The sequence below is a fragment of the Flexibacter flexilis DSM 6793 genome, from assembly GCF_900112255.1.
GTDB classification, from domain to species: Bacteria; Bacteroidota; Bacteroidia; order Cytophagales; family Flexibacteraceae; genus Flexibacter; species Flexibacter flexilis.
Genome location: NZ_FOLE01000004.1, coordinates 47,376 through 66,996, shown reverse-complemented (window position 1 = coordinate 66,996; position 19,621 = coordinate 47,376). Strand labels below are relative to the sequence as shown.

At 41.5% G+C, this 19,621-nt stretch carries 14 protein-coding genes; 9 read left to right on the top strand and 5 right to left on the bottom strand.

Going from position 1 to position 19,621, the window contains the following annotated elements; genetic code table 11:
- Positions 1-22: 22 nt before the first annotated feature.
- Complete coding sequence (locus tag BM090_RS07980) at positions 23-541, top strand: hypothetical protein (protein ID WP_091510494.1); 519 nt, start codon at positions 23-25, stop codon at positions 539-541.
- A 55-nt stretch (positions 542-596) separates the two neighbouring features.
- Here BM090_RS07980 and BM090_RS07975 read toward each other — a convergent pair whose 3' ends face one another.
- Positions 597-3,485 (bottom strand): S8/S53 family peptidase, encoded by a 2,889-nt coding sequence (locus tag BM090_RS07975; RefSeq protein ID WP_091510490.1) that lies wholly within the window; start codon positions 3,483-3,485, stop codon positions 597-599.
- Between the two features lie 179 nt (positions 3,486-3,664).
- Positions 3,665-4,168, bottom strand: a complete 504-nt coding sequence (locus BM090_RS07970; RefSeq protein ID WP_091510487.1) for a YfiR family protein — start codon at positions 4,166-4,168, stop codon at positions 3,665-3,667.
- 225 nt (positions 4,169-4,393) lie between these two features.
- On the opposite strand from BM090_RS07970, the gene BM090_RS07965 reads away from it, so the two are divergent.
- From BM090_RS07965 to BM090_RS18145, 3 genes are all read left to right on the top strand, one after another.
- Positions 4,394-4,576, top strand: coding sequence for a hypothetical protein (locus BM090_RS07965; protein WP_091510483.1), 183 nt, complete (start codon positions 4,394-4,396; stop codon positions 4,574-4,576).
- Positions 4,577-4,589: 13 nt separating this feature from the next.
- Positions 4,590-5,921 (top strand): tRNA lysidine(34) synthetase TilS, encoded by a 1,332-nt coding sequence (tilS, locus tag BM090_RS07960; RefSeq protein WP_177199874.1) that lies wholly within the window; start codon positions 4,590-4,592, stop codon positions 5,919-5,921.
- A 251-nt stretch (positions 5,922-6,172) separates the two neighbouring features.
- Complete coding sequence (locus BM090_RS18145) at positions 6,173-6,352, top strand: hypothetical protein (protein ID WP_143083917.1); 180 nt, start codon at positions 6,173-6,175, stop codon at positions 6,350-6,352.
- Between the two features lie 130 nt (positions 6,353-6,482).
- On the opposite strand, the gene BM090_RS07955 is transcribed toward BM090_RS18145, so the two are convergent.
- A complete protein-coding gene (locus BM090_RS07955) occupies positions 6,483-6,950 on the bottom strand; it encodes a DUF1573 domain-containing protein (protein ID WP_091510477.1) in 468 nt (155 codons plus the stop codon).
- A gap of 229 nt (positions 6,951-7,179) precedes the next feature.
- On the opposite strand from BM090_RS07955, the gene BM090_RS07950 reads away from it, so the two are divergent.
- The 5 genes from BM090_RS07950 (at position 7,180) to BM090_RS07925 (ending at position 15,842) form a co-directional block, all read left to right on the top strand.
- Positions 7,180-8,937 (top strand): hypothetical protein, encoded by a 1,758-nt coding sequence (locus BM090_RS07950; RefSeq protein WP_091510473.1) that lies wholly within the window; start codon positions 7,180-7,182, stop codon positions 8,935-8,937.
- Positions 8,938-9,263: 326 nt separating this feature from the next.
- Positions 9,264-10,598 carry a TolC family protein gene (locus BM090_RS07940; protein ID WP_091510467.1) on the top strand — a complete coding sequence of 445 codons (1,335 nt, stop codon included), beginning with the start codon at positions 9,264-9,266 and terminating at the stop codon, positions 10,596-10,598.
- Positions 10,599-10,636: 38 nt separating this feature from the next.
- Complete coding sequence (locus BM090_RS07935; RefSeq protein WP_091510463.1) at positions 10,637-11,698, top strand: efflux RND transporter periplasmic adaptor subunit; 1,062 nt, start codon at positions 10,637-10,639, stop codon at positions 11,696-11,698.
- Positions 11,699-11,786: 88 nt separating this feature from the next.
- Positions 11,787-14,927 carry an efflux RND transporter permease subunit gene (locus BM090_RS07930; protein WP_091510460.1) on the top strand — a complete coding sequence of 1,047 codons (3,141 nt, stop codon included), beginning with the start codon at positions 11,787-11,789 and terminating at the stop codon, positions 14,925-14,927.
- Between the two features lie 195 nt (positions 14,928-15,122).
- Positions 15,123-15,842, top strand: a complete 720-nt coding sequence (locus BM090_RS07925) for a M48 family metallopeptidase (protein WP_177199873.1) — start codon at positions 15,123-15,125, stop codon at positions 15,840-15,842.
- Between the two features lie 129 nt (positions 15,843-15,971).
- Here BM090_RS07925 and secDF read toward each other — a convergent pair whose 3' ends face one another.
- Positions 15,972-18,956: a protein translocase subunit SecDF gene (gene secDF, locus BM090_RS07920; protein WP_091510453.1), complete on the bottom strand. Its 2,985-nt coding sequence runs from the start codon at positions 18,954-18,956 to the stop codon at positions 15,972-15,974.
- Positions 18,957-19,109: 153 nt separating this feature from the next.
- A complete protein-coding gene (locus BM090_RS07915; RefSeq protein WP_091510451.1) occupies positions 19,110-19,475 on the bottom strand; it encodes a hypothetical protein in 366 nt (121 codons plus the stop codon).
- Positions 19,476-19,621 lie beyond the last annotated feature (146 nt).

The following is a 19,621-nucleotide window of genomic DNA, read 5'->3' as shown; positions in this document are numbered from 1 at the left end:
TCGGACATTAGATTTCTGGACAATGGACAAAAAATGGACAATTTGGGTGGGTTTGCTTGGGCTGATGTTAGGGCAGTCTTGTAATCCGTTTGCCCCAAGTCTGGACGATGCCGTTATTGATCGTGCGGCTTTGTTGGGCAATAGACAAACTGTGAAAGGAATGTTTGAGTGGTTTAGGAACTCTTACGAGTTGCGCGATACGCTTATGTATGGACAGATTATTGGCCAAAATTTTAAATTTACGTATAAAAATTTTGCTAATAATAACGATGAATACTGGGACAGGGCCAGCGAAATGCGTTCTACTTCTAATATGTTTCGGTCTGTAAAAAGCACGACTTTGCAATGGACGAACTATGTTATTGCTGATACATTGTATTCGGATACCTTGGCTAGTGTGGAGCGATATTTTAACCTAACCATAGTGCAAGACGATCAAAATATTTATAGGGGAACGGGCAGTGCCAAACTTACATTAGTACGAAATAAGTTTTCGAACGATTGGCAAATCGTGGATTGGTACGACAAAAGCGATTTTTAATCAAAAAGGGACATTGAAAAATCAACGTCCCTTTTTGAAATGGTTGCTAACCAAGCTATTTAATAGCTACTTTCTGTACAGAAATGCCATCTTTATTTTGCACTTTTAGTGTATAAACGCCGTGCGCATATTTCTCTAAATTCAAGCGTATGCTCGTATTGTCGGTGTTGTTGTTGTACACCTGACGGCCTAATCCGTCGTATAGTTGAACGGTAGTAGCTCCAGCGGCAGGTACTTGAATATTAAGTACATTTTGTGCGGGATTTGGCCATACGTTCACTGCAATTGTGTTGGCTGTTGGTTTGCGTGTAGCAACCAACGAATTATATTTAGTGATAGCAGCATCAGCAGCACTTTCAATCATTGGCAAGTTTTCGCCACCTACCAATGCAAATGCCACTTGAATGGTTTGTCCAGCAGCCAAAGTGTAAGGTCCAGAACCTACGGTTTGTGATATGTCTGCTACACCAGCGGTATCTTTAGAAACTGCGCCAGATATTGTTTGGAATTTTTCGCTATCGGTAAAGCCATTATACACGCCTAGTCCACCATCAGTGCCATCGTTCTTGAATGCATAGTGATGTGGTAAAGCATTGGTATTGAGCGATACGATCCCTGCAAATAGACCATTCGTTTCAGTATTTTGCACATATCCCATTCGCTTGGCCGCAGACCATTTTGCTTTGTCGAGTGTGCCGCCATCTGATACATCAAAGTCCGCGTACAATCCCAAATAGAAGTTGTAGTAATTATTATTAGAATTATTCTTTATATCGTACACGACCATTACATAGTTGCTGTCGGCTATCGTAGTCCAAGCATGAGTGTTTTGGGTGATTTCGATATTTAATGGTGCTGTTGCTGATGTACCATCATCGTTAAACTTGGCTACTACGTCGTAGGCCGAAACAGTGCTTGGTATGGTAGCTGTTGCGCGGCTAATATTACTGAAATCTTCGTCCCACGCACCAGAGGCTACTGCTCCACGTGCGCAGTTGGAGATGCTGTCCGTAGCAACACCCGCAATAAGACTCATTTCATAAATCATATTGGTTTTTTTGTACTGAAAGCCCATGCCAATAGAGGCATCCGAATCCATAAAGCCCAAATGCCCCCAGCTACCAGCGGTTGTAGTAATGTTGTTTACACCAATATTGACATAATCTTGATTTACAACAGCTGCAAAATATTCAAAATCAGTATAAGTACCGTCCGCGTAGGTTAGTTTGAAATTAAGGGTTGTATTCAGTGGCGTTGATGGGTTAATTACAACATCAAATCCATTGTTAGAGAGTGCTTTCGTTTCGTTGGTAGCCATTGCCCCAAGTGTAATGGTTGGGTTTAATACAGTAACGTAAGCCGTACTTGTCGTAGAAAGAGTTACGGTCATGTTAGTAGAGGGGTTCAGTAAGTTTATAAATGAACCTCCTAATTTGACAGTGTCTCCAGCAGTGATGTTGTTGTCTTCGTCTGCAATACCCAATGTAACATACTTAAGCGCAGGATTTGATTCTGTTACAGCTCTGTACATATTGATGCGGCCTTTGCCCAATTTGTCCCTATAAGTGGCGTTGCCTGTTACGCTGTAAATATCATCACACGTAGAGCGAAGCAAGGCTTTTACTTGAGCAGGGGTATAGTTAGGGTATTTTGCGCAAATGACACCTACTGCACCAGCCGTGATAGGAGAGGCCATAGACGTTCCGCTCATGGTGCCATAGCTATTATTCCACAGCGTGCTATAAATATTATTGCCAGGAGCACTTACGGATACTTTGTAGCTATAGTTTGAGAAACTAGCTTTTCTGTCGTTGTTTTGGGTGGCTGCTACCGAAATAACCCCGTCGGCATAGGCAGGAACAAAGTCTGTTTGCACATTGTTGTTTCCTGCTGCGGCCACTACCACAGAGCCTTTATTTATAATGGCATAATCAATAACTTGTTGGATAATTCCATCTGCTGTGCCTGCGCCACCCCAAGAGCAGTTGATTACTTGTGCACCATGGTCTGCTGCATAAATAATACCCTCATAGCCAGTGAGTACATAGCCAACGCCACCTGGCCCGCGTGTATCGTTATCGGCGGCGCATTTAATCGGTAAAATTCTGCATTTGAATCCTGTGCCAGCTATTCCTGTGGCATTGTCTGTATGTGCTGCCGCCAAACCAGCTACGTGCGTTCCGTGTCCGTTGTTGTCGCCTGTTACGGTAGGGTTGTTGTCTTCTGCCAGTGTGTCAAGGTTGTAATCAGACCCACCTAAATCCCAGCCTCTGTAATTATCTACATAGCCGTCATTATCGTTATCTATGCCGTCAATGGGGTCCGCTGTATTATATTGAATATTGCCTATCAAATCTGGGTGGTCCCAGCGAACGCCCGAATCCACGATGGCAATAGTTACCGTTGAGTCCCCTTTTTGCGATTCCCATGCCTCTTTGGCTTTAATGACATTAAGGTATCCATTTTGACTTGAAATATTGGCATCATTAGGCGTATAAGAAGGTGCAAAAATGAAGTGAGGTTCGGCATTTACCAATGTTCCTGTTGCTAATAAATCATCAATAGCACTTTGCACATTGATGGGGCTGCTAAAGCGAACTTCATAAATCAAAGACAAGTCCACCAAGCGTTTGCCTTCGCGGTTGCGAGCATTGGCTGCTGGGGCTTGATTATGAGGGAATTTTTTACGAATAACACCGCCTAAATTGCTAAGGGTTCGTTCTAATGCAGCTACATTGATACTATTTTTGCCGCAAGCTGCTCTATAACTGTCGTGGACTCTAATCACCACACGGTCGTGTAAATATTCTGAGCCTTTAGGGATTGTGTATTGTTTCGAGGGTTTGGCATAAGCACTTGCCCCCGTGCCGTTGCCTGCTACCGTATTGGTAGAGACTGCACCAGCCAATAAAAGAGCCAATGCATAGGAATAGTAATTTTTCATAAGGCTTAATTAGCTAAGTAAAATATTAAATATTTTTTTAACAAAGCTAATAAGTTTGCTTATAAATAAAAATTCAAAATATTAGTTGGCTTGACAGGAGGCTAAATAACGGTAAAGAAAAAAGCATAAATGCGCAAATTTTAACATGATGCATTTATGCTTTAATATTCTGATTATAATTAAATTAAAATAGCCAATCGCAGTAAATCGCTGGATACTTTTAGTCCTGCTTTTTCGGTGGCATCTTTGTTTAATTCAAATTTCCAACGGCCATCTTTTAATACAAAATTAATCCCGCTGCCTTTGTCTGCCAGCCCAGATTTCTCCGTAATAATCAAGGTGTTTTTTCCTGAAACTTTGGTGATTACATCCGCGAGAAGCTTACTTTTGCCCTGAGGAATGTACAATACTTGGCAGTTGTCTATGTCGGAAACTTTATCGAATGTTTTTACTATAATCTTTTGACCACTAACATTTTTGTTGGCGACAGACCGCTCCAACTCTTCCACAATGTCAGCATTGCCCAATACACCAATGACAAAATCTGAATTTACATTTGGCCATTGAATGTATTTAATAAAATTCATAATAAATACACTGTGAAATTTGTGGTCGGAGTTTTGAGCATAGGAATTGAAACTAAATAAAATAATAGTGAAGATAATTTGTAGGTGTTTTTTCATATTTTAGTCGGAAAAGAGAAAGGAAGATGTTTGATTGCAATTGTTGTGATGGCGTACTTTTGTGTTGTATAGGTATTACTTGAATTGGGCTTTTATAAATATTTATATTTGACTAAGTTATAATTTTTCATGGCTTAAATCAAATATTTATAATAGAGTTATTTGTATTCAAGTAAAAAACGACTACAAAGGTACATTTTTTTTTAATATAACTATTTTTATTACATGAATTTTGAAGATTTTTTGGCACAAAAAAAGATAAATAGTCAATCTTTTTTTACAAAAGAGCCTGCCCGTTGGCTGGAATGGAAACAGCTTTTTGAACAAATTCACCCCGAAAGCTTTGTATTGCAAAAGAAATTTATAATTAATAAAATTCGCAGATTATATCCTTTTTTAGATGATTAGCAGTATTTTGTGTATGGAGAAATTGTTTTCAGATTATATAAAATCTGCTAAATTGTTTGAGGAGCAAACGCCTTTATTGGTGGCTGTAAGTGGAGGGTTAGATTCGGTTGTTTTGTGTTATTTATTACACAAACTCGCTTATTCTTTTCAAATAGCACATTGTAATTTTCAGTTAAGAAACAACGAATCAGAGCAAGATCACGGCTTTGTACAAGGTCTGGCCGAGCATTTGGCTGTGCCTTTTCATGTTATCAGATTTCAAACCAAAGATTTTGCCCAACAACAAGGGCTTTCGGTTCAGGAAGCGGCACGCACGCTGCGCTACCAGTGGTTTGAACAAACACGCCGCCAGCACGAACTTTCTTTTGTACTAACAGCACATCACGCCACCGACAATACCGAAACGCTTTTGCTCAATTTGGTGCGTGGTACTGGCCTCAGCGGGCTGCATGGTATTCCGCCGCAAAATGGCCAGATTATAAGGCCTTTGTTGCCGTTTTCGCGTGCGCAACTGTTGGCCTACGCCCAAGAAAAGGGTTTGCAGTGGCGTGAGGATAGTTCTAACGCTTCCGATTATTATACCCGAAATAAAATTCGCCACCACGTGTGGCCAGTGTTGGCGAGCATTAATCCCAATTTAGACCAAACCATTGCGCAAAATATAGCACGCTTTCGAGCCGCCGAAAATTTGCAAAATGTGTTCATTGGTCAGTTGAAAAAAAAGCTCTTGCAATCTACGCTCGAAGGTTGGCGGTTTGCCGTGGCAGAGGCGGCGGCATTGCCCGAACCCGCGTATGTGCTTTACGAAATTTTGCGGGAATGGGGTTTTAACGCAACGCAAGTTCATAACTTGCTGCAAGCAGGGCAGGGGCAGGCAGGAAAGCAGTTTTTTTCGCCAACGCATACGCTTTCGTTAGTGGATAGTTATTGGCTCATCACGCCGCAAATCACAGATTGGGAGCGTGTTTGGATTGAAGAAAATACGGCAATAGTTCATAGCCCGATGGCTGTGCTACATTTGAGATTCTTGCCCGAAATTCCGCCCGAAATCCCCCGACTTGGCGTAGAGGAAATATGGCTTGATGCCGACAAATTGAGGTTTCCGCTATTGCTGAGGCGTTGGCAGATTGGCGATAAGCTCAAACCCTTAGGCATGGCAGGCCGCCAAAAGAAAGTAAGTGATTTGCTGACTGATGCCAAATGGAGCAGGCCAGCTAAGCGACAAGCCTTAGTATTGTGTAACAATGATGATATTGTGTGGGTTGTGGGTTTGCGTGGGTCGGAGTTGTACAGGGTGTCGGCACAAACCAAACGCGTATTGAGGATTGATATAGAATATTTGTGATGTAAAATGTGATTTTTCTTGCAAAATTTATATTATTCAAAAAAACGCAAAAAATAACGAGGTTTATTGCAATAGATACCAAACGTTTGCGTTGGTTACTAATGCAATGATAGAAAGAAATAAATTTTATTAAAAAAAACTTAAAAGTGTTGATAATGATGTAATTAGCCCTTGCTTTTGAGTTTTCTTTTGCTTAACATTGTCGTAAGCTAAAGAAAATATAATCTAACAATCTAACCCATCTTAGAATTATGAAATGTCTCATAGACCAAACCGTTGATGATGCCGTACGTCGTAACATACGTGCTGATGTGGTAGCTCGTTATTTGCGCATGAAATACCGCATGAGTATTGATGTGGCATCTCTAAAAAATAGAATGGCGATGTTCAAACGCCAACGAGAGCTTAAAATTCCAGCTTTCAATTATTAAAAAAAAATATGAAGTAATCTTGATTACTCATTTATTTGTAGTGTTTCACAATTTTTTTTTGACATAAAAAAGCCCCGCATTGAGAGCAGGGCTTTTTTATTTTATGAGATGTGGCAGATTGCAAGCCAAATTATTTAGCAGGCTCAGCCAAAGGCGCAGCAGGTTTTGTCAAAACTTCACCTTTGATCGTAAGGATAACAGGCGAGTTTGGTACGTTAGCTGTTACAGTTACTGTTTTGTTGAAAGCACCTACCGAACCAGCATTGTAAGTAGCTTTGATAAAGCCGCTTTTGCCTGGCGCAATTGGTTCTTTTGTCCATTCTGGCGTAGTACAACCGCAAGAAGCTTGCGCGTTAGTGATTACGATTGGCTCGCTACCATTGTTTTTGAAGTTGAAAACGTGTGATTGCGGTTTGCCTTGCTCGATTTTACCGAAGTCAAAGTTTGTCGCTTCCCACTCAAACGAAGGGCCTTGTACGGCTGGAGCTGCTGCCACTTCTTTCTTTACTTCTTTTTTGCCTTTTTTAGGAGCTTTTTGTGCGTAAGTGCTTACAGATACACCCAAAGCCAACGCCAATAATAACAATGATTTTTTCATAGGAAATAATATATTTAAAAGAGTTTACTGGTTTTTATATGGCACAAAGATAAACCAATAAATCCGAACCCTGTTGTTAATGGCTTGCTAATAATTGTTAAAGTTTTGTTAAAAGTGAGCAGTGTTAAAATTTATTTACAAGGCTTGTCACCCTTTTTGTGCTCGGCAAACGTCTTGTATATAATTGACAATCAAAATAATATCTATACAATCTTAATCTATTTGGTTTATGAAAAAAGCACTACTTTTATTGGTGTGCCTATTGGGTACGCACACGCTTGTATTGGGGCAGGGGAAGTTTGACATAGACTCATTTAATATACAAACTCAAGTATTTATATTAAATTTAGGCACCCCCCATTCGAAGTCTTTAATAGCCAAACCAATGTATAGATTACCTAGAGGCGAAGGCAAACATGGTTTAAAGGCAAATTCAAATCAACCCATTGCCTTTCAATTAGTGAACGGCAATCCGCTAAAATATCGCTATAAGCTGGATTATACATTTATAAACTTATTTTCTGACCCACAACAAAGTACGGCTATTGATAGCGTTTTTTTTAAAACTGCAAAGTTGCCAGAAGTGCACAAAACAGTTAAATCAACTACTAAGACTTATTTATCACTAAAAAATACACAACAATATAATTTAATTATTAGATTGATAGATAGTTTAACTAAAGAGAATGCTCTCCTAAGTACAAAGAGTTTGGTAAGTTTTAAATTGGATACAAGCAAACTACGAAAAGTAGAAAAAATATCACAAAAACAGGCAGTTGAAAGGGTCGTTCAGTCTGAACATTATAAAACAAAATACAAAGAACTACAATTGCAATCTTTTAAATATCAGAAAAATAAAGACTTAATCTGTCGTAATATTATTGATTTTGTTGATAGTCAATATTGTTTTATAGATATAAGTAAACTTAATACTACTTATAAGAAGGAGATAGAGCTATTTTCAGTGAATATGAAACATATTGATAATATGAAAAATGTTCGTCAGTATGCGGAAGAAAACATAGAAAAAAATGTGTTAAAATTATTAAGACTAATGCTTGATACTAATGATATCATACAAGATTATCACAGTATTTCGGCTGTCTTCTTACAAAAAAGCATTAATTTACGTTATAAAATGGATGTCCATTTGACTGCACTTGCACAAGAAGACTACTTAGATAGTACACAAGAAGCAAACATAATGGGTATTGCTTCGCAAATTAAAATACTTTTAAATGACTTGCATGAACTTGACCAAGTAGTCATTAAATACCCATCTATGCTTCCTCGATATTACGAATATCGTAAACAACTCATAGATAATATTGACTATATTAGAGAAAAGATATTATTTATTCATTCTATCCAAAAAAACACCTACCTGTTGCCGATAGATGTAAACGGGAAAAATATAGATGCGTTGCGTATCAAACTCCGCCGCTACCGCAAAGATACTGATGCGACAACTCCACTTGATGAGTATAGCTATACAATATGGCTGAAAGGTGGATTGAAATTTGATTTTAGTGCTGGTGTTTTTATCTCTTCTTTAGTAGATAAGGAATATAGCTTACAAAAAGATACCGATACCAATAACAGTAATAATATGATTATAAAGCAAGCCAAAAAAGGAAACTTTGATTTTGGCTTTGGGACGATGCTCAATATGTCTTTACGGACGGCAGGCTGGATAAAGCCAAGTTTTAATGTGGGCTTATTGCTTAAAACGCAACAAAAATTTCAGATGCTTGTTGGGGGAGGCGCGATTTTTGGAAAAGAAGAGCGTTTGGTTTTGCATGCAGGGTTGGCCGTCGGGCAAGTTGCTGTGCTTGATAATGGTTATGAGGTTAATTCGTCTTACAATTTAGGAACCGCAACTAAACCCCCTACTACGGATAAATTTATGATAGGTTCTTTCTTTGGCATAACCTATAGCCTGACTAAACCTAAAATTCAAAATCCAATTACCCCTGAAACCTATTAAATTCTAATTCCCCTCTACCTCATATATACACCCCCACGCCGCAATTACATTGTTGTCAATGTTTTGCGGCTTTTTATTTACATACGGTACGCGACTTTGTGGAATGGGTAGGCCTGTGAAGCGATTCAGTAAAACACCTTTTTGGCACACTCCGCAAGCTCATATCTACGCTTCGGCGGCTTTTTGTTGGCCTACAAATACCCGTGTTATACTTTTGGGCAATCAAAAGAAATGGCGGTCGAAACACCCTTCGGAAACTTTGTACATTTTTTTTGTTTCCTAAGTTTTTGTATTTTACCTTTGCTGTATAATCATCAGGAACACAAATGAAGCACTTCATATTTACTACACTGCTCACCTCGTCGGTGATGCTGGCAAATGCTCAAAACCTCTCCCTCGATGAGGCTATTACACAGGCTACCAATAGTAGCCGCAGCCTCAAAAGTTTGGACTATAAAGTAAAAAGCCTTACCGCCAAAACGGCTGAAAGTAAGTCAGGCCTTTTGCCAAGTCTCAAATATACAGGGTCTTATAATCGTTTGAGCAAAATTACCCCTGCTACTTTTTCGATTCCTGTGGGTACAGACCCAAGCGGACAACCGATTTTAAGAAGCGTTGCGCTTAACCCTAATATCCTCAATCAGTTTACCAACCGTTTGGCTTTATCACAACCATTGTTTGTGGGCGGACGCTTGCAATTAGGATTGGAAATTTCTAAGCTCAACCAAGAGGTTGCCTCCGTAGAATACGACCGCAGCAAAGCCGACGTAATCCTGAATACCAAAACATCGTACTGGAATTTGTACCGTGCTTATCAGCTCCAAAAGCAAGTACAAGAAAGCGTAACCAAAGCGCAAGCCCACGTAAACGACGTACAGGAGTTAGTGAAATTTGGAGCAGCTACCCAAAATGATTTGTTGGCTTCGCAATTGCAACTTTCTAACGCCAAACTTCAACTGATAGACGCTAACAATAACATTACGATTGCTACTGCATCGCTTAATAATTTACTTGGCACGTCTTTAGACCAGACCATTACGCCAACTTCTGCGCCACGTACCCAGACTATTACGTTGGCTTCTTTGCAAAGCCTAACCGATAAAGCGGTAAGCAGCCGTGCGGAAATGAAAACGGCTCAATTGCAAGAGAAAACGGCTCAACTTGGCATCAAAAACGCCAAAGCGGGTTGGTTGCCACAAGTAAACGCTTCGGCGGCACTGGATTATAACAATCCAAACCAACGCATTGTACCAGCCGAAGACAAATTTTATGCGACTTGGGCAGTAGGCGTAAACGTTTCGATGGATTTGTGGAATTGGAATACCACCAAGCACCAAACCGAACAAGCACGTATGCAGCAGCTCCAAGCCAAAGAAGGCATTGAGCAAACAAAAGAAGGCATTAGCTTAGAAGTAACACAGCTATATGTTTCTGTCAATCAGGCATTAGAAAAAATAAAAGTTACGCAAGAGTCGGTGGAGCAAGCCAAAGAAAACTACCGCATCGTAAACGAAAAATATAAAAAAGGCGTTGCGCTTAACTCCGATGTGATAGATGCCAACACCGCTTTGCTTTCGGCAAATGTAAACCTTACGGCTACTTTGGTAGAATACGAATTGGCTTTGGCCAAATTGGAAAAAGCAGTAGGGGGACTTCAATAAGCACGTACATCACAACAACAATATTAAATCGAGATAAAATGAAAAAGGTTATTATCATATTCGTAGGCGTTTCTGTAGGCATTGGTGCTTTGGGTTGGATGGGCTATACTTTGGCCGAAAACAAAAAGGTAATTGACCAACGTTCTAAAATTGTTCCTGCATCGGCTGTTCCTGTGATGGTTGTTTCGGTAGGCAACGCTATTTTCAATGAAGATTTGTCGGTAATTGGTACCATCGTAGCCAATAGCGAAGTGAAAATCGTATCCGAAACGCAAGGCCGCGCTACTGGCGTAAACTTCAAACTCGGCGATACCAAAGGCAAAGGTGTAGTGCTTGTACAAATAGATGACGAGCTAAAACGCGCCAATTTGTCGGTAGCAAAAGCCAATTTGGATAAAGCAAAATCTGATTTGGATCGCTACGAAGAATTGTTAAAAACCAAAGCGGCTACTGATGCACAAGTAGAAAGCTATCGTTATAGTTTCAAATCTGCTGAAAGTCAATATATTACGGCACGTCGCCAACTCAACGATACTCGCATTACGATGCCTGTGGCTGGCACGGTTACCAGCAAAGACATCGAACTTGGCTCAATGGTACAAGTAGGTACGGTGGTGGCCAATATCGTGGACGTGTCGCGCCTGAAAGTAAAAGTCAACGTGGCTGAAGCCGACGTTATCAAAATCAAAGAAGGACAAAAAGTAACAGTAGCCACAGACGTTTATCCAGGCGTACAGTTCAAAGGAACGATTACGACCATCAACGTAAAAGGCGACGAAGCACATACTTATCCAGTAGAAATTGCTTTGGATAATAGCACCAAAAATCCTTTGAGAGCGGGTATGTTCGCACACGTTCATTTCGACGGACTTACTTCGCGTTCTATTCTCAACATTCCGCGCGAAGCCCTTATCGGTAGTGTAAAAGACCCGCAAGTTTATGTGATAGAAAACAACAAAGCAGTTTTGCGTAGCGTGGTGATTGGTGCAGAAACCGAAACAGCCTTAGAGGTTATCAGTGGCCTGAAAGAAGGGGAACAAGTTGTATTGAGCGGCCATATCAACTTACGCGATGGCGTTGCCGTTCAGGTTATCAAATAATTAACTTTTACTATCTCATCAAGAAAAGAACTCCGTCAGGTCTGTATTTTTTCAAACTCCCTGACGGAGCATTCAAAAACACAAAGCCATGAGTATAACCGAAATTTCTATAAAACGCCCGTCGCTGATAATCATTATCTTTATCGCCCTGACGGTAGTGGGTATGTTTTGCTATAACCTGCTCAAATACGATTTGCTTCCCAAAATGTCGCCGCCTGTGGTTGTTATCACGACCGTTTACCCAGGGGCTTCGCCTGAGGAAGTGGAAACCAACGTAACAAAGCCCATTGAAGATGCCGTAGCCAGTGTTGAGAAAATTTCAACCTTGAACTCTACCTCTTCTGAAGGTGCTTCTTTCATCACCATTGAGCTTGACCAAAGTGCTAGTTCTGAAGAAGCTTTGCAAGATGCCCAACGCAAAATCAGTGGTATTGTGTCCACGTTGCCAGAAGGTTGTAAAGAACCTCAGTTGAGCAAAATTTCCTTAGACGAAACGCCTGTTTTGCGTATGGCCGTTACGGCCTCGATGCCTGCCCGTCAGTTCAACCAATTTTTGGTGGACAACGTACAGCCTCGACTCACCAACGTGCAAGGCGTAGGACAAATATATATGTTTGGCGGCGACGAACGCGAAATCAAAGTAAACTTAGATTACGATAAATTACGCGCCAATGGCCTTTCTATTTCGCAAGTGGCGCAAGCCGTGAAATCTGCGAACATGGATTTCCCGACAGGTAAAATTGACAAAACAGAACGCCAGTTTATTGTTCGTTTGGCGGGTAAATTCTCGACCATTGAGCAATTCAGAGACATTGTCATCGGAACAAGTAAAGCGGGTGGTGAAATTCGTTTGCGCGATATTGCCGAAGTGCAAGACAGCCAAAAAGAATATACACGCCTCAACCGCCTCAACGGCAAACAAGCCATTGGTATGTTTATCGTAAAACAAGCTGATGCCAACGCCGTAGAAGTAAGTAAAGTGTCGCGCAAAGTGCTTACAGCATTAGAGCAAGAATACAAAGGAATTAACCTCAAATTTGATATTGCTCAAGACTCTTCGGAGTTTACAGTAGCCGCCGCCGAAGCCGTAGTACATGACTTAGAGCTTGCCGTAGTATTGGTAGCTTTAGTAATGCTAGTGTTCTTACACAGCTTGCGTAACTCCCTGATTGTAATGGTGGCCATTCCTGCCTCGATGGTGGCAACCTTCATCGGAATGTACTTGTTTGGCTTTACGCTGAACCTCATGACACTACTAGGCCTTTCGTTGGTGGTAGGTATCTTGGTCGATGACTCCATTGTGGTATTGGAGAATATTTACCGACACTTAGAAATGGGTAAAGATTCGCGCCAAGCCGCCCTCGACGGACGTAACGAAATCGGCTTTACGGCCTTATCCATTACACTCGTGGACGTGGTGGTATTCTTGCCTCTGTCCTTGCTGCCAGGGGTAGTTGGTAACATCATGCGTGAGTTCTCTATCGTGGTATTGCTTTCTACGATGATGAGTTTGTTCGTATCCTTTACCATTACGCCGATGCTTGCTTCTCGTTTCTCGAAAGTCCAGCATTTGAGCAACAAAACAATCGGCGGACGTTTGTCTCTGATGTTTGAATCAATGTTCACTTCCCTTCAACACGGGTATGAGTCGCTTATTCGTATGTGTCTCAACAACAAAACCATTACCGCTGCCATTGCCATTGGCTTGTTTATGGGTTCGGTGCAGTTGGCAAAACGTGGCTTCATTGGTTCTGAGTTCTTCAAAACAAGTGATAAAGGGGAGTTTTCTGTAGTAATTGAGTTGCCTACGGGTTCGAGTTTTGAGAATACTAATACGTATTCGCGCCAAGTAGAAGAGTTGGTAAGCAAAATGCCTGAAGTGGCCAGAGTTTACGCCAACGTCGGTTCTAGTACCGAAGGTTTCTTGAGTGCTTCTTCCAATAATATTTCCGAAATCATCGTTACGCTTGTACCAAAAGATAAACGCAAGCAAAGTACCGACGAAATGATTGAGATTGTGAAAGAAAAAGTAGCGCAAATCCCTGGAGTTCGTCCGCGTGTAAACCCTATCGGCATCTTTGGTTCGGCCAACATGACTCCTTTACAGTTGATTGTGAGTGGTTCTAATCCCGACAGCGTGGCCAAATCCGTGAATATTGTACAAAATATTGTGCGTAACACAGGTGGTACAACAGATATTCGCCTTTCGGTGGAAGATGGTAAACCTGAAGCACGTATCAAAATTGACCGTCAGAAATTAGGTGCTTACGGCTTGTCTGTGGGAGAAGTGGGTCAAACATTGCAAATCGCTTTGCGTGGCGACGATGAATCTACTTTCCGCGACGGCAATACAGAATATGACATTCGTATTTGGTTAGATGAGTTTGACCGTTCTAACATTGAGAACTTAAAACATATCACCTTTGTTAATCGTGTGGGTCAGCAAATAGAATTGCAACAATTTGCCGAAGTAACGCAGTCTATCGGACCATCGAAATTGCAACGCCAAAACCGTAACGCCGCCGTAACCATTTTTGCACAAGTCAAAGGACGCGGTGTAGGTGATGTTGCCACAGAAATTGACGCAGCAATTGCCAAATCTAAATTGCCTTTGGGTATTCGTACCACTTACACTGGCGACGTGAAAAACCAACGCGAAAGTGCCATGAACATGGGCTTGGCCGTATTGGCCGCGATTGTTTTCGTGTACATGATTATGGTGGCTTTGTATGACTCCTTTGTTTATCCGTTCGTCGTGTTGTTCTCGATTCCTTTGGCGGTGATTGGTGCTTTCTTGGCACTGGCCTTGACGATGAACACTTTCAATACTTTCACGCAGTTGGGTATGATTATGTTGGTGGGTCTGGTAGCCAAAAACGCCATCTTGTTAGTGGATTTTGCCAACGAGCAAAAGAAACTCGGCAAGAACAGTTTTGAGGCACTCGTAGAAGCTGGTAAAGAGCGTTTGCGTCCTATCTTGATGACGACCATTGCAATGGTAATTGGTATGCTTCCAATCGCGATGGCCAAAGGCGCGGGTGGCGAATGGAAAAACGGCTTGGGTTGGGTTCTTATCGGTGGCTTGAGTAGCTCCATGTTCCTAACATTGGTGTTTGTGCCAGTGGTTTACCTTACAGTTGATAATATTATTGCGTTCGTAAGACGCATCATAGGCAACAGAAAAAAGAAAAGCGATAGCGGTAACCTCGAAATGGTAACAGGCGCGTAATTTTTCTTTTACAAGTTCCAGTATAAAAAATTATTCGTAATTATTTAAGTGTGTTTGTAGTGTTTAGTAAAAAGCGGCGTGAGATTCTCTCGTCGCTTTTTTGTTTGAATAAATATGTAATGTTGGTAGAGACGCATTTCAATGCGTCTTTTCTTTTTTATTTTTGTGGAAATAATTTTGGCAAATCATAGCAAAATGAAAGACCAGATATCTAAGCAGTTACTTGTAAGTGGAATCGAAATAGAGTTGTTGCGCAAAAACGTAAAAACCATTCGCCTGATGGTGCGCGCACCTCGCGGGCAAGTGCGTGTTACTGCTCCGATGCGTACGCCCGAAGCCGTTGTAATGAATTTTATCGAAAGTAAAATAGCATGGATACGCAAACACCAAGAACGTTTTGCGCAACGCCAATCGTTAGTGAATTATGAATTTGTTTCGGGTGAAAAGCATTTGATTTGGGGTAGGGAAGTGGAGCTAAAAATCTTGAATAATCAGCCCGTCAACGCCGCCATTTTGCGCGAAGACGGCTTGTATTTGTGTTTTAAGAAACAAAATAGCACCCCCGACGACCGCGCTTTGTTGCTCAAGCATTTTTATCAAAAGCAAGCCGCGCAAATCTTGCCCGACATGGCCGCCAAATGGCAAAAAATAATTGGTGTAAAGGTAGAATCTTTCCAATTCAAGCAAATGAAGACCAAATGGGGCACTTGCAATACGCGCACGCACCGTATTTGGCTCAACTTAGAGCTTATCAAACTGCCGCCTGTGGGTTTGGAATACGTGTTGGTACACGAGTTGGTGCATTTGCTGGAGGCTTCGCACAATGCCAGATTCTATGCCCTGATGACGCAGTTTATGCCCGACTGGAAAACCCACCAAAATATGTTGCGCAACTATTCTATCCGAGAAGAATAGTTTTCTCTAAAGCTAATATTGTGATGTATTGAAATTGATAGAATACTAAGTGTAGGTTTTTGCCAAATAAAAATCCCTTGCCTGAACTCAATCAAGCAAGGGATTTTTTATGTTTAATGCAGAAGAATATTATTCTTCGCCTTGTCCTCTTTTACCTTTTTTGGCATCAACTACGAATGGAATAGCCAAGTAGATAGTAGAATATGTACCCGTAATTACACCTAACATCAAGGCAAACGATAGGCCGCGAATCGTCTCGCCACCGAATACCAAGAGGATAAGCACCACCAACAACACGGTTGTTGCAGTGATTACGGTACGTGAGAATGTATCGTTCAAGGCTTTGTTTACAACCGTAGCCGTATCTTCTTCGATGTCGCTTTCGCGGAAGAACTCGCGTACACGGTCGAAAATTACCACCGTATCGTTTACCGAATAACCTACGATTGTCAAGATGGCCGCTACGAAGTTTTGGTCAATTTCCAATGAGAATGGAAGAATGTCTTTGAACAAAGAGTAAACCGACATAATAAACAAAGTATCGTGTACAACTGCCACAATCGTACCTGTTGCATATTCCCATTTCTTGAAACGTGCCCAGATGTAAGCAAAAATACCTAACATTGAGATAATTACAGCGATGTAAGCAGCGCGTTTGATGTCGTTGGCAACCGTAGGGCCTACTTTTGAGCTACTCAATACTTCGTATTTAGCATTTGGCAATTTGTCCAAACCTGAACGAAGCGCAGTCTGAACTTTGTCTGCGGCATCTTCGTTTTGGTCGTCAATCAAATAGGTAGTTGTGATTTGCACTTTGTTGCTGCCACCATAAGTTTTTACTTCTGGTGCTGCTTGCAAAGGAGCTGTAAGCACATCACGGATTTCTGTAGTGCCCAAAGGTTGTGCAAATTCTACTGTATAAGTCCAACCGCCTTTGAAATCTACACCGTAGTTGAAGCCACGAATCGCCATCGAAGCAATACCCAAACCAATGAAAATAGTTGAGCCGATGTAAGCCAATTTACGTTTACCTACAAAATCAAAGTTTGTTCCTTTGAACAAATCTTTAGAGAATCCTGTGCTAAACGAGAAGTTAGGGTTACGCGCCAACCAAGATTCTGTGATGATACGTGTAATGTAAATAGAGGTGAACAACGACGTACCAATACCAATGATAAGCGTTGTAGCAAAGCCTTTTATTGGACCACTACCAAAGAATAACAATACGAAACCAGAAATCAAAGTTGTAAGGTTGGCGTCCCAAATCGAAACCGAAGCCGCTTTGTAACCTTGCGAAACCGCTTCCGAAAGAGACAAACCTGTGCGAAGTTCGTCTTTTACGCGTTCGTTAATCAGTACGTTCGCATCTACGGCCATACCGATTGTAAGCACGATACCCGCAATACCTGGAAGCGTAAGTACGCCATGAACAGGTACCAAGAATCCCAAAATCAAGAAAACGTTGAGCAATACAGCCAAGTTAGCCGCAACACCAGAGTTGCTGTAATAAGCCAACATGAACAAAATGATAGTGGCAAAACCTGCAAAAATCGAAAGCAAACCTTTGTTGATAGATTCCTGACCAAGTGTCGGCCCTACTACGGCTTCTTCTACGATGCGTGTCGGAACTGGCATTTTACCAGCTTTCAGCGTGTTTGCTAAGTCTTTTGCTTCTTCGATAGTAAAGCTACCATTGATAGAAGAGCTACCGCCAGGGATTTCGTTTTGAACTACTGGAGCAGAATACACCAAGTTATCCAACACGATAGCGATACGACGGCCAACGTTAGCACCAGTTAGGCGTTTCCATTTGTTCGCACCAGTAGCGTTCATACGCATTGTTACTTCTGGTTCGCCAGTCTGACCGAAATCTTGACGCGCGTCCACGATTACGTCACCTTCCAAAGGAGCTTTGCCGCCACGGCTTTTCTTAATAGCGAAAAGTTGAAGAACAGGCTCATTGTCTGCACCGATTGGTTTAGAAGCCCAAAGGAATTTCATGTCCGAAGGCAACAATGCTTGTACGTCTGCACGTGCAAACAATTGATTTACTTTGCTTGTGTCTTTTACCAAAGCACCAAACACCCCGTATTTGCCACCAGCACTGAACAAACGCTCCAATACAGAGCTTTGCTTCGTGTTAAGTGAATCAGCACCAGCAGCTTTTTTAGCAGTATCGTTAGAGGCTTTTTTACCTTCTAATTGTTGAGCCAAATCGTTGGTATCTTTTTTAGCAGAATCTGAAGAAGCGGCAGCCGTTGTGTCAGTTGTAGCGGCAGCATCAGATTTTGTATCTAAAGCCAAAGGAGCAGCCGAAACGCCTGATTTTTTAGCTTCTTCTTCTTTTACTAATAGTTCGTTGATTTGAACAAAGTATTGGTTAAACTCATTGCCTTCCCATACTTCATAAAATTCTAATTTAGCAACGCTTTGCAACAATTTACGCACACGCTCAGGGTTATCTACACCTGGAAGTTCTACCTGAATGCGGTTTGTACCTTGCAATTGTTGAATGTTTGGTTGTGTTACACCGAACTCATCAATACGTGCACGCAAGATTTTGAAAGATTGTTCGATGGTGTTTTCAAGTTCTGTGCTCAAATATTTCTTCACGTCTTCGTCCGAAGATTGGAAAGTAATTTTGTCACGGTTGTTTTTGTTGGCGAAAATAGTAGCCAATTTCACGCCAGCCGCTTCTTTTTGGAAAGCTGCCACGAAAGCGTCAATGTAAGGTTGGTTAGTGGCACGATTGGCAGCAGTTGCCTCAGCCAAAGCCTTTTGGAAAGCTGCTGATTGGTTGTTGTTGCCCAATACACGTACTACGTCGGCAGCCGAAACTTCCATGGTTACGTGCATACCGCCTTGTAAGTCAAGACCCAACTTTACTTCATTGTTTTTTACTTGTTTGTAGGTGTGACCCAAAAACACAGGTTGTGTCCACATCGAATCGAGGTAGGCTTGCTTTTTGCGCAAATCTACTTTTCCGTCTGTGCTGGTGGCGAAAGAAACCGCGTCGCTTTCAATACCACGTGCCACAAACGTAAACGACAGATAATACAGACACAATAACGACACGATCGCCGTCAGCGTCAATAAGATACTCTTGTTACGCATTGGTTGGTTGTTAAAAATTAAAAGAATTAAACATTAAACTAAAGAAACAGTGCAGCCTACACGCCACTTTTTTATACAAAAGCAGCTGTGTTTCTGTACGGTAAGATTTTTATCAATAGTGATTTTTCGGGAAGAAAAACGATTGGCGGGCAGCTATGGCGCGTTGGTGGCTATGGCGTTGGCAAAAAGTTTTCGGAAATAAGAACTTAACGGTTTGGCCGACAGACTTTTACAAGTAAAAATGGCTGGCTTGGCCAAACAATAAAATACGGGTTGAGCAATCGTGTATTCCTGCGACAAATCCACTTGCAACACACTCATCACGGCCTCATGCGAAGTGGCAACGTCAATGGTTTGTTCGTGGGATTTTTGGGTAGGATTTTGCTTTGAAGCAGACTTTTCGGCCACATATGCGGCCGTACTCACACCATGCGAATAGCGCATAAGCGAAGCCGCCCACAGCAGTAGCGCGAGCAACCCATAAACTGCAATTCGTGTATGTCTTTGAGTCTTGTTCATAATTTGCAAGGCGCAAAACTATACATTATTTAGATTTTACCAAAAAAACTACACTGAAAACCCCGAATATTCGTTAATTGCTCGGCGGTAGGGGCGAGGCGCAAACACTAAAATCTTTATTTTAATAAGCGTGATTTTGGTAAGGC

What these genes read in the sequence shown, in the direction of transcription:
- secDF (WP_091510453.1), bottom strand. Translation starts at nt 18,956, where the DNA reads ATGCGTAACAAGAGTATCTTATTGACGCTGACGGCGATCGTGTCGTTA.
- tilS (WP_177199874.1), top strand. Translation starts at nt 4,590, where the DNA reads ATGGAGAAATTGTTTTCAGATTATATAAAATCTGCTAAATTGTTTGAG.
- BM090_RS07930 (WP_091510460.1), top strand. Translation starts at nt 11,787, where the DNA reads ATGAGTATAACCGAAATTTCTATAAAACGCCCGTCGCTGATAATCATT.
- BM090_RS07975 (WP_091510490.1), bottom strand. Translation starts at nt 3,485, where the DNA reads ATGAAAAATTACTATTCCTATGCATTGGCTCTTTTATTGGCTGGTGCA.
- BM090_RS18145 (WP_143083917.1), top strand. Translation starts at nt 6,173, where the DNA reads ATGAAATGTCTCATAGACCAAACCGTTGATGATGCCGTACGTCGTAAC.
- BM090_RS07950 (WP_091510473.1), top strand. Translation starts at nt 7,180, where the DNA reads ATGAAAAAAGCACTACTTTTATTGGTGTGCCTATTGGGTACGCACACG.
- BM090_RS07940 (WP_091510467.1), top strand. Translation starts at nt 9,264, where the DNA reads ATGAAGCACTTCATATTTACTACACTGCTCACCTCGTCGGTGATGCTG.
- BM090_RS07965 (WP_091510483.1), top strand. Translation starts at nt 4,394, where the DNA reads ATGAATTTTGAAGATTTTTTGGCACAAAAAAAGATAAATAGTCAATCT.
- BM090_RS07980 (WP_091510494.1), top strand. Translation starts at nt 23, where the DNA reads ATGGACAAAAAATGGACAATTTGGGTGGGTTTGCTTGGGCTGATGTTA.
- BM090_RS07970 (WP_091510487.1), bottom strand. Translation starts at nt 4,168, where the DNA reads ATGAAAAAACACCTACAAATTATCTTCACTATTATTTTATTTAGTTTC.
- BM090_RS07935 (WP_091510463.1), top strand. Translation starts at nt 10,637, where the DNA reads ATGAAAAAGGTTATTATCATATTCGTAGGCGTTTCTGTAGGCATTGGT.
- BM090_RS07925 (WP_177199873.1), top strand. Translation starts at nt 15,123, where the DNA reads ATGAAAGACCAGATATCTAAGCAGTTACTTGTAAGTGGAATCGAAATA.
- BM090_RS07915 (WP_091510451.1), bottom strand. Translation starts at nt 19,475, where the DNA reads ATGAACAAGACTCAAAGACATACACGAATTGCAGTTTATGGGTTGCTC.
- BM090_RS07955 (WP_091510477.1), bottom strand. Translation starts at nt 6,950, where the DNA reads ATGAAAAAATCATTGTTATTATTGGCGTTGGCTTTGGGTGTATCTGTA.